Annotated in this window: 14 protein-coding genes and 1 pseudogene; 6 read left to right on the top strand and 9 right to left on the bottom strand. The window is 73.3% G+C overall.

Annotation, left to right across the window (positions count from 1 at the left end):
* Window positions 1-84: 84 nt before the first annotated feature.
* From AB0E77_RS11125 to AB0E77_RS11135, 3 genes are all read right to left on the bottom strand, one after another.
* Entirely contained in the window at window positions 85-741 is a 657-nt protein-coding gene (locus tag AB0E77_RS11125; RefSeq protein ID WP_361568685.1) for a YceI family protein, read from the bottom strand.
* A gap of 157 nt (window positions 742-898) precedes the next feature.
* A complete protein-coding gene (locus AB0E77_RS11130) occupies window positions 899-1408 on the bottom strand; it encodes a DinB family protein (protein WP_361568687.1) in 510 nt (169 codons plus the stop codon).
* Between the two features lie 22 nt (window positions 1409-1430).
* Window positions 1431-2441 (bottom strand): hypothetical protein, encoded by a 1011-nt coding sequence (locus tag AB0E77_RS11135; protein WP_361568689.1) that lies wholly within the window; start codon window positions 2439-2441, stop codon window positions 1431-1433.
* A gap of 174 nt (window positions 2442-2615) precedes the next feature.
* Between AB0E77_RS11135 and AB0E77_RS11140 the strand changes: the two genes are divergently transcribed.
* The 3 genes from AB0E77_RS11140 (at window position 2616) to AB0E77_RS11150 (ending at window position 6072) form a co-directional block, all read left to right on the top strand.
* Window positions 2616-4022, top strand: coding sequence for a cellulase family glycosylhydrolase (locus AB0E77_RS11140; RefSeq protein WP_361568691.1), 1407 nt, complete (start codon window positions 2616-2618; stop codon window positions 4020-4022).
* A 79-nt stretch (window positions 4023-4101) separates the two neighbouring features.
* On the top strand, window positions 4102-5631 hold the full coding sequence (locus tag AB0E77_RS11145; RefSeq protein WP_361568692.1) for a ricin-type beta-trefoil lectin domain protein: 1530 nt from the start codon (window positions 4102-4104) through the stop codon (window positions 5629-5631).
* Window positions 5632-5730: 99 nt separating this feature from the next.
* Complete coding sequence (locus tag AB0E77_RS11150) at window positions 5731-6072, top strand: hypothetical protein (protein WP_361568694.1); 342 nt, start codon at window positions 5731-5733, stop codon at window positions 6070-6072.
* Between the two features lie 6 nt (window positions 6073-6078).
* On the opposite strand, the gene AB0E77_RS11155 is transcribed toward AB0E77_RS11150, so the two are convergent.
* Entirely contained in the window at window positions 6079-6459 is a 381-nt protein-coding gene (locus tag AB0E77_RS11155) for a VOC family protein (RefSeq protein WP_361568696.1), read from the bottom strand.
* A gap of 257 nt (window positions 6460-6716) precedes the next feature.
* Between AB0E77_RS11155 and AB0E77_RS11160 the strand changes: the two genes are divergently transcribed.
* Window positions 6717-7616, top strand: coding sequence for a helix-turn-helix domain-containing GNAT family N-acetyltransferase (locus tag AB0E77_RS11160; protein ID WP_361568698.1), 900 nt, complete (start codon window positions 6717-6719; stop codon window positions 7614-7616).
* On the opposite strand, the gene AB0E77_RS11165 is transcribed toward AB0E77_RS11160, so the two are convergent.
* Window positions 7555-8547 (bottom strand): helix-turn-helix domain-containing protein, encoded by a 993-nt coding sequence (locus AB0E77_RS11165; RefSeq protein WP_361568700.1) that lies wholly within the window; start codon window positions 8545-8547, stop codon window positions 7555-7557. The two genes, AB0E77_RS11160 and AB0E77_RS11165, sit on opposite strands and share 62 nt — an antisense overlap.
* A gap of 248 nt (window positions 8548-8795) precedes the next feature.
* Here AB0E77_RS11165 and AB0E77_RS11170 point away from each other — a divergent pair, with 248 nt between their 5' ends.
* Complete coding sequence (locus AB0E77_RS11170; RefSeq protein WP_361568702.1) at window positions 8796-10247, top strand: MFS transporter; 1452 nt, start codon at window positions 8796-8798, stop codon at window positions 10245-10247.
* Window positions 10248-10316: 69 nt separating this feature from the next.
* Here AB0E77_RS11170 and AB0E77_RS11175 read toward each other — a convergent pair whose 3' ends face one another.
* Genes AB0E77_RS11175 through AB0E77_RS11185 form a run of 3 tightly spaced genes read right to left on the bottom strand, consistent with a single transcriptional unit; the run spans window position 10317 to window position 13095 of the window.
* Window positions 10317-11315, bottom strand: a complete 999-nt coding sequence (locus AB0E77_RS11175) for a MerR family transcriptional regulator (RefSeq protein WP_361568704.1) — start codon at window positions 11313-11315, stop codon at window positions 10317-10319.
* 3 nt (window positions 11316-11318) lie between these two features.
* Window positions 11319-12029: a HEAT repeat domain-containing protein gene (locus AB0E77_RS11180; protein ID WP_361568706.1), complete on the bottom strand. Its 711-nt coding sequence runs from the start codon at window positions 12027-12029 to the stop codon at window positions 11319-11321.
* A gap of 52 nt (window positions 12030-12081) precedes the next feature.
* On the bottom strand, window positions 12082-13095 hold the full coding sequence (locus tag AB0E77_RS11185) for a hypothetical protein (protein ID WP_361568707.1): 1014 nt from the start codon (window positions 13093-13095) through the stop codon (window positions 12082-12084).
* Window positions 13096-13363: 268 nt separating this feature from the next.
* Between AB0E77_RS11185 and AB0E77_RS11190 the strand changes: the two genes are divergently transcribed.
* Window positions 13364-13534 carry a hydrophobic protein gene (locus AB0E77_RS11190; RefSeq protein ID WP_361568856.1) on the top strand — a complete coding sequence of 57 codons (171 nt, stop codon included), beginning with the start codon at window positions 13364-13366 and terminating at the stop codon, window positions 13532-13534.
* Window positions 13535-14113: 579 nt separating this feature from the next.
* Here the strand turns inward: AB0E77_RS11190 and AB0E77_RS11195 are convergent.
* Window positions 14114-14932 (bottom strand): annotated as a pseudogene (locus AB0E77_RS11195) (IS5 family transposase).
* Window positions 14933-15025 lie beyond the last annotated feature (93 nt).

A 15025-nucleotide genomic window follows, 5' to 3' on the forward strand; every position in this document is an offset into this window, starting at 1 on the left:
CGGACCGCGCCGGCCGGCTGACCCGTGCGCGGAGCCTCCGGCCGTCGACGCCGGGGCTGCCCGCGGACGGCCGTACGGCGTCCTCTACTGCGCCGCCCGGATCGCGGAGATGTCGAACTGCAGGCGGACCTTCTCGCTCACCATCGTGCCGCCCGCCTTCAGGCGCTGGTTGTAGACCAGGCCCCACTCGGTGCGGTCGATGGTCGTGGTGCCGTCGAACCCGGCCCGTTCGAAGCCGAACGGGTCCATGACCGAGCCGAGGTAGTCGAGTTGGAGGTCCACGGGCCGGGTGACGTCCCGGATCGTCAGGTCACCCGTCATCCGGAAGGTCTCGCCGCCCTCGTGCGTCGTGGAGGTGGAGCGGAACGCCATCTCGGGGAAGCGGCGCACGTCGAAGAAGTCGGCGCCGACGAGGTGCGCGTCGCGCTGCTCCACGCCCGTGTCGACGCTGGCCACCCGGATGACGAGCTCGGCCCGCGACTCGGAGGGCCGGGCCCCGTCGAAGTACAGGGTGCTGTCGAAGTCGGTGAAGGCCCCGCGCACCGTCGTGACCATCGCGTGCCGCACGGAGAACCCGATGCGGCTGTGCGGCCGGTCGATGGTCCATCGCCCGGTCAGGGACCGCAGCGCCGGGTCGAGCGCGGCACCGCCGTCCCCGGCCTCCGCGGCGTGCGCCGGGGAGCGGACGGTCGACGTGGGTTCGGCCAGGGTGGACGACGGGCGGCGGCTGAAGATACCCATGAGAACGTAGGCCCCTCTCGGAAGTGATCACCTGGTGTTATCACGGGGCCGCCGGAGAGCACGTGAAGAGATGGGGGGCCTTGTCCGGCTTCCATGGCGTCGGCTGCAAAGGTGCACAAGATCAACATGATCGGGCCACACGTGCCGCCGCCGTCCGTCAGGCGGTACCTGCCGTGCCGCCGAGGATCTGCTCGCGCAGGATGTCCGCGTGCCCGCAGTGCTGCGCCAGTTCGCGCAGCGTGTGCAGATAGACCCAGCGCAGCGGCAGCGGGCCCCGGCGGTTGCCCCGGACGACGTCGTCCGGCGTCAGCTCCGCCGTGGCACGCCGAGACGCCGCGCACGCCTCACGGTAGGCGTGCTGGACCGAGGCGACGGTGTCGTCGTCGCCGAGGCCGAACGACTCGTCGGGCGTGTCCGGAATCCCGATCTCGCGACGCGACCGGCACGTGATCGCCTCGTCGAACCAGACCTTCTCGACGAAGGTGACGTGCTTCACGAGGCCCAGCAAGGTGGTCCTGGACGCGACCAGCGACCGGCGCGCCTGTTCCTCCGTCAGGCCGTTCAGGCAGTCGTGCAGGGCGCTCCGGTGCTCGTCGAGGAACGACTCGAACTGGTCCCGGAGTGCCGCGTGGAAGGTGGTCTGTTCCATCGTGGGGTTGAAGGGCATGACCGTAACGATAGGCGGGCGGTCAGCCGCAGACGCGGGTGACGGCGGTGACCGCTCCGCCGGCGTTCTCGTCGTCCGTGCCGAGGACCGCGACACCGGAGCCGGGCACGCAGTCCACGGACTCGACCTTGTGCCCGGTGAACTTCCGCAGCACCTCCGGGTGCTGCGTCACCGTCAGCCGCACCCGGCCCGAGCGGTCGAGGCGGACCGACCCCGCGTCACTCACCGCCGAGTCGAACGGCCCGTCGTCCCCCTGGTCCGAGGCCGAAGCGATCAGCAGGCGGCCCGAGCCGGTGACGGTGAGGTCGGAGGCGTGCCGGACTCCGCCCGTGGGATACGGCGCGCGGTAGACGGCCTTCGTCACGGCGCCGAACGTCGACTCCCCGTACTCGTTGAACGACAGCGGCGCCGCGTACAGCGTCGCCGGCCGGCCGGCGCCCTCGCCCCGGTCGGCCCAGACCGCCGCGAGCCTGCCGTGCCGCGAGACGAGTGCGAGACCCTCGAAGTTGTCCCCCTGGCCGATCGCGGGGAGCGGCGAGAGGTCGCGGACCTCGACCGCCTTCCCGTCGCCGGTGGTCCTCAGGTGGTAGACGAGGCCCCGGCTCGCCACGGCGAGATACTCGTCCGAGGTGCCCGGCACGGCCTCCAGCGCCTCGAGGTCGACCGGCTCGGCACCGCCCCTCCACTCCAGCGGCCGTATCGCGTCACCGGGATTCCCGGTCCGGTACGTCAGCCGGGCGATGCGGCTCTCGCCTGGGCGTTTGTTGTCGAGGGCGATCAGCGCGCGGTAGGTGCGGCCCGAGCGCGAGGTGACGGCGAGTCCGCTGACGCCGCTCCTGATGTCGCCCCCGACCTGCTCCCACCCGCCGCCCGAGGCCGAAGTCGAAGCCGAGGCCGGGGCCTGAACCGCGGTCGCACCCGCAGGCGCCGTCCCGTCACCGGTCCCGGCCACGGTCACGCCCGTCGAGGCGGCGACGGCGACTCCCGCACCCAGCAGAGCGATCGTGGACAGGACGGTCTGACGCAGGCGCATGGAGCTCCCCCTGAGAAGTGACGCGCGTAGATGAACCGGCTCGCCGGGAACGTAACGGTCCTGACGCCCCCTCGGCAAGAGGCGCGCGCACAAGACCGGCCCCGCACTCTTGAACAATGCTCAGCTTTCCTGGTGTGATCTGCCGCACTGCCGACCGACCATGCCGGAGGTCCCGTGTACCGCCGTCTGCTCGCCGCGCTCGTCTGCACCGTCCTGCTGTCCGCCGGAACCGCCCACGGGAAGGCCGCCGTCGAGGACCACCACCGCGATCCGTTCGCCGGCATCCCCCGGCTCACGGACGACCGGGGCCGCGTCCTGACCCTGCGTGGCTGGAACGTCGAGGACAAGGCCCACCGCGGCGAGGCCGCCCTGTCCGCGATCGGCGAGCGGCACTTCCGCGACCTGCGGGCCCAGGGCTTCGGCTTCGCGCGCCTGCTGGTCTTCTGGGACGACCTCGAACCCCGGCGAGGCCACTACGACGAGAGGTACCTCCGGAAGATCGAACGCATCCTGGACTGGGCGCACAAGCACCGTGTCCAGGTGCTGATCGACGCTCACCAGGACGTCTTCGGGCCCGCGTTCGGCCACCGCGGCATCCCCGAGTGGGCGACGAGGACCGACGGGCTGCCGTTCACCCCGCACCCCGACGACTGGTTCGCCGAGTACTTCGAACCGGCCGTGCAGCGTGCCTTCACCCACCTCTACGAGGACCCGGACCTGCGGCGCGCCCAGGCGGACATGTGGCGGGTGCTGGCCGACCGCCTCGGGGACCATCCGGCCGTCCTCGGCTACGACCTGATCAACGAGCCCATGGGCGAGATCGCGCAGGGCGAGGACCTGCCGACGGCCGCCCGGCGTATCGAGCGCGATCAGCTCACGCCCCTGTACAACCGCCTCTCGGCCGCGGTCCGTTCCGTCGACGACGACTCCTGGATCTTCTTCGAGCCGACCCCCATCGTGGGAGAGGGCGTGCCCACCGGCCTGGGCCGCGTGCGCGATCCCCGGGCCGTCTACGCGCCCCACTTCTACAACACGGCGATGGAGGCGGGCGCCGACTACGATCCGTCGGCCGGCTGGATCGAGGCGTACGAGGCGGCGGTCACCGAGTACCCGCGTCGGTACCGTGTGCCCGTCGTGGTGGGGGAGTGGGGGCCGCTCAACAACTCCCTGCCGAACATGGGGCGTTTCTACCGCGACGCCCTGTCGTCGCTGAACCGCTACAGCTCCGGCTGGGCGGGCTACGTCTGGTGCTACGGCGGCGGGTACTGCGCCGTGGACGCCCATGGACGTTTCCAGGCCAACAAGGAGCAGACCGCGACGCCGTACGCCCCGGCGGTCGCCGGCCGGATCACCGCCGAGGCGTACGCGCCGGACAGCGGCACCTTCCGGCTCTCGTACCGGGGCGGGCCCGGCGTCACCGAGATCTCCCTGCCGCCCCGGGCGGGCGGCTGGCGAGTCCAGGTGACCGGGGCCACCGGGACCGCGGCCCCCTCGCCGCGGGGGGACCGTGCGGCGACCGCGCGGGTGACGGCGCGACCAGGCGCGCACGTCACCGTCGTCGTCACTCCCCGTGAAAGATGAACAGTTGTCTTGTTTCCTGCGTTCCCATGGTGGCTACCGGCCGGTACAACCGCTGGTAACCCCACCACCAGGAGGTGCAGTGAAGGGCACACGGCACAGACACCACTGGCTGACGACGGCCGCAGCGGCACTGGCGGTGGCGTGCGGGAGCGTCACCGCCGCCACCCCCGCCCAGGCCGCCGGGTCCGGCACCGCCGCGTCCGTCTCCTCCGTACCGCTCTCCCCCGAACTGGAGGCCGTTCGCGCCGCCGAGGCCGCCGAGCTCTACGGAAGCCCGGCGGAACGGCCCCTCGACGACCGCAGGACCAGCCTGATCTCGCTCGGCGACAGCGAGATCTCGGGCGAGGGCATCGGCACCTACGAACCGGGCACCAACGGCCCCGACAACTGGTGCCACCGCTCGCCGGACGCCGCCATCCACCGCACCGGCATCCCCGCCGACCTCACGGTCAACGTGTCGTGCTCCGGCGCGTACACCGGGAACATCCGCATCGGCGGCGCGAAGCAGTACGCCGACGAACTGGTGCAGAGCGACAGCCTCGCGATCACTGCGCGCAACACCCGCGTCAAGATGGTGGTCCTGGTCGCCGGAGCCAACGACGATCTCCAGTTCGGCCCCGTGATGACCGACTGCGTCACGCGCTACCTGCTCCTCCAGGGCGCCTGCGCGGCCAAGTACGCCCCCGGCTGGCAGGCCCGCGTCGACGCCCTCGTGCCCAAGGTCGAGCAGACCGTGCGCGACCTGAGGACCGTGATGCGGGACGCGGGATACGCGGACGGCGACTACAAGCTCGTCGTCATGGGCTACCCCAGCCCCATAGGCCCCGACTTCCGCGACAACCCGGCCTTCGCCGGCAAGCTCGCCTGTGGCGGCCTGGGATACGACTCCGACACCGCCTGGGGCCGCGACAGTGCCGTCCCCGCCTTCGAACGCGGCATGCGCAAGGCCGCCGCCGACACCGGCGCGGTCTACCTCGACAACTCCCGGCTCTTCCACGGCCACGAGGTCTGCATGGAGGACACCTGGGCCAGGGGCGCATACATCGACCTCACCAAGCCCGGCCTGCCGGACGAGAACTCCCTGCGCCAGTCCTTCCACCCCAACCGGCGCGGCCACGCCGCCTTCGCCTCCTGCCTCACGCAGCTGTACGACTCCGGTGCCAGGGAGGCGAGTTGCGCGGACGTCGACTCGTCCGGGAAGCCGGTCCTCGTCCCGTACGCATGGGACTCGGTCTACCGGCCGCTGACGAACCGGGCGACCGGCACCTGCCTGGACGCCGAGGCCGCCGCGAGCGCCGACGGCACCCGTGTCCTCGGCTGGGAGTGCCACGGCGGCCGAAACCAGGGCTGGTGGTACGACCCGGCACGGGGCACGGTCCACACCGAGCTGACCCAGGACCGCTGTCTGGACGTCCCCGACACCGCGTACCCGGCGGGCACGGCCCTGGTCCTGTGGAACTGCCACGGCGGCACCCATCAGAAGTTCGTCCGCGAGGGGGAGACGATCCGGCCCACGGCCGCGCGGGGACTCTGCCTCACCCTCGCCGGTCCGCGCGAGCCCCTGCGGATCCAGAAGTGCGACGGTACGGCGAACCAGTCGTTCGCGTGACGACCGCCCGCCCCCGCCCGGTCCTCGCGACACGGGTGGGGGAGGCGGGACGGGCCGGCCCGGGAGGCACCCGGCGGCCCTTCACGGTAGAACGGTGCGATGACGAGCTCACCGAAGCCGGGGGACGAGCCGGACTCGTTCCTGGCCCTGTGCGGTCACACCCACGTGTTCCCGGGAGCCCGCCTGCGCGTCCGAGGACTCCCCGACCCGCTGGCCTTCGCCGCGGCCCCCGGCCCGCTCGACCTGCTCCTGCGCTTCTCGGACGACGTGGTCACCGAGGCGGAGCTCCGCGCCGACGGCCCGGCGGGCCCGGTCCTCACCGTCCCGGCCCACACCACCGGCGCCGGCACGCACATCGCCGGGCACCGGTGGCTGGTCCGGGAGTTCGTCCCCACGGGGGACGAGGTCGAGCTGACGATCGGGGCCCGCACCTCGCACTGAAGCCCGCTAGAGGGGCGCGAGGCGGGCCTTGAGCAGACAGAACTCATTGCCCTCGGGGTCGGCCAGGACGTGCCACTGCTCCTCGCCCGTCTGACCGATGTCGGCCGGACGCGCCCCCAGCTTCAGCAGGCGCTCGAGCTCGGCGTCCTGGTCCCGGTCGGTCGCGTTGACGTCGATGTGCAACCGGGACTTGCCCTTCTCCGGCTCGTCGCGCCGGCTCAGGATGATCGTCGGCTGCGGACCGCCGAAGCCCTCGCGCGGCCCGATCTCGAACATCTCGTCGCCCTCGCGGTCCAGCACGACGAAGTCCAGGACCTCGCACCAGAACCGCGCCAGCAGCTCCGGGTCGCGGCAACCGAGGACGAGCTCACTGATACGACACGCCATGAAGACAACCTGCTTTCAGCCGGACGACTGCCGGAAGGGCCGCACACGGGACTCACGGCTCCCGGCGGAGGGAACATCCGCGACCGTACCGGACGGGCGAGACCGAGCGAGATCATTTACGGCCCCGTCGCCCGTCGCCCGTCGCCCGTCGCCCGTCGCCCGTCGCCCGTCGGTCGTCGGTCGTCGGTCGGTGAGGCCGCGCGCCGGCGCCCGGGCGCCGGTTGCCTCCGCAGCAATTCCCTGACTAAGGTCAGAGAATGGTGAAGGAGCAGGTGCGACAAGTGCGGCGCTTCAACCGGGCCGTCGCCGAACGCGTGGGAGTACTGCACGACCACTACCTGGGCGGGGCCCGCCCCTACGGTCAGGCACGGCTGCTCTGGGAGATCGGTGACGGGGACACGCACGACGTCCGCCGCGTACGGGACCGGCTCGACCTCGACTCCGGCTACGTGAGCCGCCTGCTGCGCGCCCTCGAGCACGACGGCCTCGTCACGGTGGAGCCCCATCCCCGCGACCGGCGGGTGCGCACCGTCCGCCTGACCGAGGCGGGCCGCCGCGAACGCGCCCTGCTCGACGACCGCAGCGACGCGCTCGCCGCGTCGCTCCTCGCCCCGCTCGACGCCCGGCAGCGGGACCGGCTGACCTCGGCCATGGCCGAGGTCGAGCGACTGCTGACGGCCTCGGTGGTCACCGTGGCGGAGCTCGACCCCGACCACCCCGACGCCGCGCACTGCCTGCGGTCCTACGCCGCCGAACTGGAGGAACTCCTCGAGACCGGATTCGACCCCGCGAACAGCCTCCTGCCCGACCCGGGGCAACTGCGCCCGCCGCGGGGCCTGTTCCTCGTGGCCCGGCTGCACGGCGAGCCGGTCGGCTGCGGCGGCGTCAAGCTGCCTGACGGGGCCCCCGCGGAGATCAAACGGCTCTGGGTCTCCCCGCGCGTCCGCGGACTCGGGCTGGCGCGCCGGCTCCTGGGCGAACTCGAGGAACGGGCCGTGCGGCACGGCAGCGAACTCGTGCGGCTCGACACCAACAAGGCCCTGGAAGCGGCCACCCGCCTCTACCGCGGCAGCGGCTACACCGAAGTACCCGCCTTCAACGACGAGCCGTACGCCCACCACTGGTTCGAGAAGCGCCTGACCCCGAAGGGCCGCTAGGGGCCGCGCCGGTGAGGACGGCGGTGACGGGAGAGGCCGGCTCCTCGGCCGGCCCCCGGGCGGGCTCCGGCTCGCTCGAGTGCCGAGCCGGGTCCAGGCGGAGCATGTTCGCCTCGTCCGGTGTCCCGGGGACCGCCTGGTAGACCACCATCCGCTGGCCGCCCGTGCGGGCCAGCTGCATGACCTCGTAGGTCAGGGTCATCGCCCCCGCCGTCGGATGCCGGAAGGACTTCTGCCCGCCGCCGCGTTCGCAGACGTCGTACCGCTCCCAGAGCTTCGCGAACTCCGGCGACTTCACCGCCAGTTCACCGACCAGGGCGGTGAGTTCCGGGTCGTCGGGAGCGGCGCCGGCCACCGCCCGCAGATGGGCGACCGAGCGGGCGACCGTGTCCTCCCACGGGTCGTAGAGGGTCCGGCCGACCGGATGGAGGAAGAGATAGCGCGTCAGATTGCGCTGCTCGTCCGACCAGTCCCACAGTCCCGGCAACAGCCGCCGCCCGGGCGGATTGGCCGCGAGCACACGGTTGTAGCGGCTCACCACGTAGGCCGGCAGCGGCCGCACCGACTCCAGCATGCGCAGCACCGAGTCACGGACACCGTGGTCGGAGGAGGCGGGCAGCTCCGACGGCCGGCCGGAGGCCAGTTCCGCCAGCTCGTGCAGCCGCTCGTAGCCGTCGCCGCGCAGCCGCAGCGCCCGTCCGAGGGCGTCCACCACCGCGGGGGAGGGGTTGGTCTCCCGGCCGCGCTCCAGGCGGATGTAGTAGTCGACGCTCACCCCCGCGAGCGCGGCGAGTTCCTCGCGACGCAGTCCGGGAGTACGGCGCAGTCCCGCGCCGGCCGGCAGTCCGACGTCCTCCGGACGCACCTGCGCCCTGCGGGCCTTGAGATACCGGCCGAGTTCGGTGCCACGCGCGTCCCCTGGTGCAGCCATCCCGCCATTGTGGCAGGTGGGGGACGAATGTGAGGGGCCGTGTCAGGACCTGGAACGTCCCACCCCGGGTACGGCCCGGTCTGCCGGAGCGGGCTGCGCACGGGCAGGCTCTGTACCGGAGCGGGCGGCCCGGCCGCCGGGGCCCAGGGGGTGCACGACACCGGACCGCGGCCCGGCGCCCGGGACCGCTCGCCCGTCCCCTCCCCGTTCCCGGGGAGCCGATCCGCCGCCAGCCTCGGGAGTCCACCGTGACCACCACCTCGTCCCCGTCCGCCGTCCCGTCCGGCCGCACCGCACCCGGCGGTCTGCGCGCGCCGAGCCGGAAGACACCGAGCCGGAAGACACCGAGCGGGAGCCCACCGAAGCGGAACCCGACGGCGCTCGTCGCGGCGCTGCTCGGCTTCACCGTGATCACCGTCGACGTCTCGGCCGTCAACATCGCCCTGCCCGACATCCAGCACTCCCTCAGCGGCGGCATGGCCGGGCTCCAGTGGGTGGTCGACGCCTACACCCTGATGTTCGCCGCGCTGATGCTCTCCGCCGGTGCCTTCGCCGACCGGGCCGGTGCCCGCCGCGCCTACGCCTGGGGCGTCGCCCTGTTCACCCTCGCCTCCCTCGGCTGCGCCCTCGCGCCCGGCATCGGCGTGCTGATCGGCGCGCGTGTGGTCCAGGGCGTCGCCGCCGCGGTGGTGATGCCGGCCTCGCTGGCGCTGATCCGCCACGCCTACGACGACGCCCGGGCGCGGGCCCGAGCCATCGCGCTGTGGACGGTCGGCGGCTCGGTGGCGATGGCCGCGGGGCCGGTACTGGGCGGACTGCTCACCGACGGCGCCGGCTGGCGCTCGGTGTTCCTGCTCAACCTGCCGGTCGGCGCGGTGATCCTCGGCCTGCTGGTCCGGGTGGAGCGCTCCCCGCGGCGGCCGGCCGCGCTGGACGGCGCGGGTCAGCTCACCGCCGTACTGGCGCTCGCCGCCCTGGTCTTCGCCGCCATCGAGGGCGGCCACCTGGGCTGGACCAGTGCGCCGGTCCTGGCCGCCGTCGTGCTCGCCGCCGTCTCCGCCTACGCGTTCCACCGGGTGGAGGCCCGGCACGAGCGCCCCATGGTCCCGCTGAGCATGCTGCGCGACCGCCGGGTGGCGCCCGCTCTTGCGGTCGGCTTCGCCCTCAACGCCGCCTTCTACGGCGGGATCTTCGTCCTGGGGCTGTACTACCAGCAGCTGCGCGGCATGTCGGGCATCGCGGCCGGGCTGATGTTCGTCCCGATGTCGGCGCTGGTGACGGCGACGAACCTGGTGTCGCCGCGGCTGGCGGAGCGGATCGGCCGGCGGGCGGTGATCGTCACGGGGCAGGTGCTGTTCAGCGTGGCCATGGTCACCATGCTGCCGCTGGCCGCGCACACCCCGCTGTGGCTGGTGCTGCTCCTGCTGGTGCCGTTGAGCGTGGGCGGGGCACTGGCGGTGCCGGCGCTGACCGCGCTGCTGATGGAGGCCGTCCCCGCTCGGCGCGCGGGGATCGCGTCGGGGCTGCTCAACGCGTCCCGCCAGACCGGTGGCGCGCTTGCCGTCGCCCTGTTCGGCAGCCTGCTCGCCGACGCCCACGGCGGCTTCTCCCTGCCGGGCATGCGCCTGGGCCTCCTGGCCGTGGCCGCCGCCCTGCTGGCCACCGCTGCCGCCGCCCGCTTCCTGCTCCCGCGAGACTGACGCCCGCGGGCGTGTCCCGGCTCCGCCCAGGAGACGCACGGTGACGTGTCCCGGGAGAACGGGGGAACGTCACCGTGCGTCGCGCAGCCGGAGAAGGTACGTCGCGGTCAGCGCCACGGCACGGTCGCTGTCGTGCGACAGCGCCACGAGGGCGCGTGAGGCCCGCGTCCCCGGGATGTCCGCCAGCGCCTGGGTCAGCCGTCCGCGCGCGGGTGCCCGGGTGGTGCCGTGGGCGAGGCGGTCGACGAGAGCCGTCGCGACCCGGTCCGCCGTGGCGGGGTCGCCCGCCAGCACGCTCAGCGCGTCGGCCGCGTCGGTGTCGTTCCTGCCCTCCACGACCATGTCGACCAGCGTCGGGACCGCGTCGGCCCCACCGCGCGCCCCGAGCGCCAGTGCCGCGTGTCCGCGGACCAGGAGATCGGGATGCGCGAGGGCCCGCCGCAGCTCTTCGGCGGCCTCGTCGCCGGGCAGCTCCGCGAGGGCGCGGACGGCACGCTCCCGCACTGCGGCCGCGGGGGAGCCGAGGGCGCGGCCCAGCAACGCCGGGCCGTCGCCGCCCGCTCGCGCCAGCGCCCACCGGAGGGCGCCGGCCACCTGGGGCTCCGTCTCGTCCAGCGCCGCCTCGACCAGGGCCTCCACCGGCACCTCGGCGGCCGTGGAGAGGGCCGCCCGCTGGCGTGCGCCGGCGCTCGGGGAACCCAGCGCCTGCAGCAGTGCGACCACCTGGAGCACGTCCTCCCAGCCGGCGGGGTCCGCCGCATGGATCCGGTTCAGCCGCGTGAGCAACTCGGTCTCCGCCGCGATGCGTTCACGCGTACGGCGGATGAGGTCGTCGACGAGCGCCGAGGGCGCGAAGCCGGGATCGTCGAGCGCGCGGCCGATCTCGCGCAGCGACAGACCCAGCGACCTGAGGCTCTCGATCTGGAAGATCCGGTGGATGTCCGCTTCGGAGTACTCCCGGTATCCGGAGCCGGTCCGCCCCGAGGGACGCACCAGCCCGAGCGACTCGTAGTGCCTGAGCATGCGCGCGCTGACCCCGGAGTGCCGCGCCACCTCACCGATCAACACGTCCTATCCTCCCGCAGGTCCGGACCCGCCGAGCGCCACGATGCGCTTCGCCTCCTCGATCAGGAACCCGAAGGAGGCGTCCGGGTCGCGCAGCAGCCGCCGTGTGGCGAGCACGTGAGCGCGCACCGACGGCTCGGGGTCCGTCTCGGCCGCGAGCAGAGCCGGCACGGTCACCTCGCCCAGCGCGACCAGCGCCCGGCTGAGACTCAGCTGAGTCTCCCGCCCGCCGCGTCCGAGCTGCGTCACCAGCACCGCGGCCAGTGCGGGCTCCTCACTCTCCGGCACGAGCACCACCGCGGTCCGCCAGGCGCTGCGGGCCACCTCGTCGTCGGCGTCGCACAGGAGGGCCGGTGTGATCGCCGGCCACGCCCGCGGGTCTCCGATCTTGGACAGGGTGTGCAGCGCCTGGCTGCGGGCCTGCGCGCGTGCCGAGCGGATCTCGCCGAGCAGCCGGGGCAGCGTCAGGGACACCGGGTGGCGGGTGAGCGCCCACGTCAGCATGTCGCGGACGAAGAACTCCGGCTCGACCGCGCACCGCTCGACGAGCGTGCCGACGAAGTGCGGGCCGGGCGTCGTGCCGGCCGCCAGCGCCGCCCGCAGCCGCACCGGCGAACGGTCGTCCGCCAGCCCCTCGAGCACCCGTGCCGTCTCCGTGTCCCGTCCCGTGACCGTCATCGAGACCACCTCCTCGGCGAGCAGTGAAGACCCTGCCACGGTGTCAAGGTCAAACCCGGCCCGCCGTACGAGCCCTCCGCCCCCTCCGGGCTCAGCGGTTGCGGCCGGCCACCTCCGGCGCCCGGGACACGTTCCAGGCGACGGCCCCGACGTCCGGGCCCTTTGAGGCGATCTCGAACGTCACCTCGCCGAGCGGCTGCCGGACGGCCACCAACTCGTCGCCCGTGTTGCAGGGCAGCCGGTGTGTGGTGTGCTCGCCGCCGACGGTGAGGCCGACCGTGACGTCCTTGCCGCGGCCGGAGCAGGCGACGGCGAGGAAGTAGTCGGAGCCGGGCTCCAGCGCGGGGACACTGCGGCGGATCCGGCCGGGCAGGTCGCCGGAGCCTTCGTCGACGGGCCGGTCCGCCTTCCGGTCCAGGTCCAGGTCCGTGGACAGGCCCTGCAACGCCGTCCGCCGGTAGACGTTCCGCGGCGAGGTGACCTCCAGCAGCCGCTGGACGTCGCGCAGGGTCCGGGGGGCGTACGTCTCACCGGCGGCGAACCCGGCGACCGCGTCGTCGGGCAGGCCCCGGACGGCCCTGCGGTACGCGTTCGGGGTGACGGCGCGGCCCTCGAGCTCGCCCAGGCCGAGCGTCTCGTCGTCGTAGGGCACGGCGGCGTCGTCCCCGATCAGCTCCGCCCCTCTCGCGGTGGCGACGACACCGACGACGTAGGTGTGACCGGGCTCGAGCCGGGGAGCGCCCTCCCGCGCGGCTTCCTCCCTGCCGCCCCACAGGGTGGTGTACCAGCCGTGCGCCCGCAGGGTGAGCTCCTCGGGCAGACGCGCCGCCCCGGGCCGGGACCAGATGACCCGGGTGACGGTCGCGGTGACGGTGCGGGGAACGTAGTCGCCGTCCTTCGGACCGGCCTCGGCCGCCGACTCCCGGGTGACCCGGACGACGGCGGCGTGGTCGCCGTGGGCGACCCACTCCTGTGCGGCGGCCGATCCGAGGATCGGGTCGTGGCCGGCGCGGGGGAGCACCCGGCGGCCGTCGTCGGCCGCGAGGGCGACCGCGCTCGCCCCGGCCGTCAGCACGGTCACGCCGACGGCGACCGCGATCCCCACTCGTCTTCTCGACGCCACTGTGCTCCTGTCCGATGTCCGGGGCCCGGTGGGACCCCGGTGTAGGACGACCGGGGCAGCCGTTCGGTTGCGCCGGCCCGCTCCACGGGGCAGGAGCGGCGCCCCCGCCGCAACGGACGGCCAACTGCCGGGCCGTCGCGGTGACCTGGGAGCGTGTGCGCGTATGCCCCCGGTTCCGTGAAAGGAACGTGCCTCTTGCGTGTTTGCCAAAGCGGGATGGGAGCACACGACGGCCAGGAGGTTGATGACGATGGTTCCCCTGCTTCTGGTTCTGCTGTTGGCCCTGGTCCTCTTCGGTGCCGGTTTCGCGCTCAAGGCCCTCTGGTGGATCGCGGTGATCGTGCTGGTGGTGTGGCTGCTGGGCTTCGTCCTCCGCCCGGCGGGCGGAGGCGGCCGCAAGGGCCGCTGGTACCGATGGTGACGGCGGCCGCGGACTGACCGCGGCACGCCCGCGCCGGCACAACGGCGCGCCGGGAAGGGCGGGTTCGGCCGACACAGGCCGGACCCGCCCTTCCGCGGGTTCCCCCATGGGGCCCTGCGCCTACGCCCACCGAGTGCGCGTGCCCAGGCAGGCCGCCGGAAGCCGCCCGTAGCGTCCGGGACATGCACGGACGACGCTGCTCGCAGACGGGTACACCGTGCCGGCATCACCGCGGTGGCCTGCGCCCTGCCGGAACAGGAAGTGACGTCCGGGGAGCTGCAGGACCGGATCGGCGAGGCCGCCGGCCTCTCCCCGCCGCCGCGCATGCTCGAACGGGCCACCGGCATCACCTCCCGCCGTGTGGCGGCACGGGACGAGTACGCCTCCACGCTCGCGGTACGGGCGGCACGCACCGCCCTGGACCGGGCCGGGCTCACCCCGTACGACGTGGACCTGCTGCTGTTCGCCTCCGCGACGCGGGACGTGGCCGAACCGGCGACCGCGCACATCGTCAGGGCCGAACTCGGCTCCCGGGCCCACGCGCTGGACGTCACCCACGTCTGCAACAGCTTAGAGGTCCTAACAAAGGCGTCGAACGTGGCGGTGGGTGATCAGGCAGACGGCGAGGCCGAGGAAGACCTCGTGGATGTCGTCGCGCCGTTCCCAGCGGATGCGCAGGCGGCGGAAGCCGTGCAGCCAGGCGATGGTGCGCTCGACGACGTAGCGGAAGATGCCCGGGCCGGTGCCGTGTGGCTCGCCCCGTCTCGCGATCACGGGGCGGATCCCGCGCTGCCAGAGCAGGCGGCGGTACTTGTCGTGGTCGTAGCCGCGGTCGGCCAGCAGTGCGTCGGGGCGACGGCGGGGTCTGCCGACCTGGCCCGCGGCAGCGGGAATCTTGTCGAGCAGCGGCTCGAGTCGGGTGACGTCGCCCGCGGTTTCCGCCGGTCAGGGACACCGCGAGCGGGATGCCCTGTCCGTCGACGATGAGGTGGTGCTTGCTGCCCGGGCGTGCGCGGTCGACCGGGCTGGGCCCGCTTTTGGGCCCCGTCGGGCGGCCCGCACGTGCGAGGAGTCGATCAACGCCCGTTCCCAGTCCAGCTGGTTCTTCGACCCCAGCTCGTCGAGCAGCAGCTGGTGGAGCTGGTCCCAGACGCCGGCCTCGTTCCAGGCCGCGAGGCGTCGCCAGCAGGTCATGCCCGAGCCGAAGCCGAGTTCCTGCGGCAGGTACTCCCCCTGGATGCCGGTATGCAGGACGAACAGGAGGCCGCACAGGGCCTGCCGGTCCGGCACCCGCGGCCTGCCCTCGACCTTCTTCGGACCCGGCTTCGGCAGCAACGGCTCGACCAGCGACCACAGTTCATCCGACACGATCCACGGCCGCGACTGACGGTTTCCCATGCCCAGACATACGAGCAGCGAGGCCGACAACCTCATGATCAGCAGCTCTTGTTAGAGCCAGTTAGTCAACGGCATCGACACGGCACGGGCCAT

It is taken from the genome of Streptomyces sp. NPDC032940 (genome assembly GCF_040636935.1).
In the GTDB taxonomy this organism is placed as follows: domain Bacteria; phylum Actinomycetota; class Actinomycetes; order Streptomycetales; family Streptomycetaceae; genus Streptomyces.

Coding starts and splice junctions, on each gene's coding strand:
- AB0E77_RS11190 (WP_361568856.1), top strand. CDS start 13,364: ATGGTTCCCCTGCTTCTGGTTCTGCTGTTGGCCCTGGTCCTCTTCGGT.
- AB0E77_RS11155 (WP_361568696.1), bottom strand. CDS start 6,459: ATGGCGTGTCGTATCAGTGAGCTCGTCCTCGGTTGCCGCGACCCGGAG.
- AB0E77_RS11165 (WP_361568700.1), bottom strand. CDS start 8,547: ATGGCTGCACCAGGGGACGCGCGTGGCACCGAACTCGGCCGGTATCTC.
- AB0E77_RS11150 (WP_361568694.1), top strand. CDS start 5,731: ATGACGAGCTCACCGAAGCCGGGGGACGAGCCGGACTCGTTCCTGGCC.
- AB0E77_RS11160 (WP_361568698.1), top strand. CDS start 6,717: ATGGTGAAGGAGCAGGTGCGACAAGTGCGGCGCTTCAACCGGGCCGTC.
- AB0E77_RS11130 (WP_361568687.1), bottom strand. CDS start 1,408: ATGCCCTTCAACCCCACGATGGAACAGACCACCTTCCACGCGGCACTC.
- AB0E77_RS11125 (WP_361568685.1), bottom strand. CDS start 741: ATGGGTATCTTCAGCCGCCGCCCGTCGTCCACCCTGGCCGAACCCACG.
- AB0E77_RS11135 (WP_361568689.1), bottom strand. CDS start 2,441: ATGCGCCTGCGTCAGACCGTCCTGTCCACGATCGCTCTGCTGGGTGCG.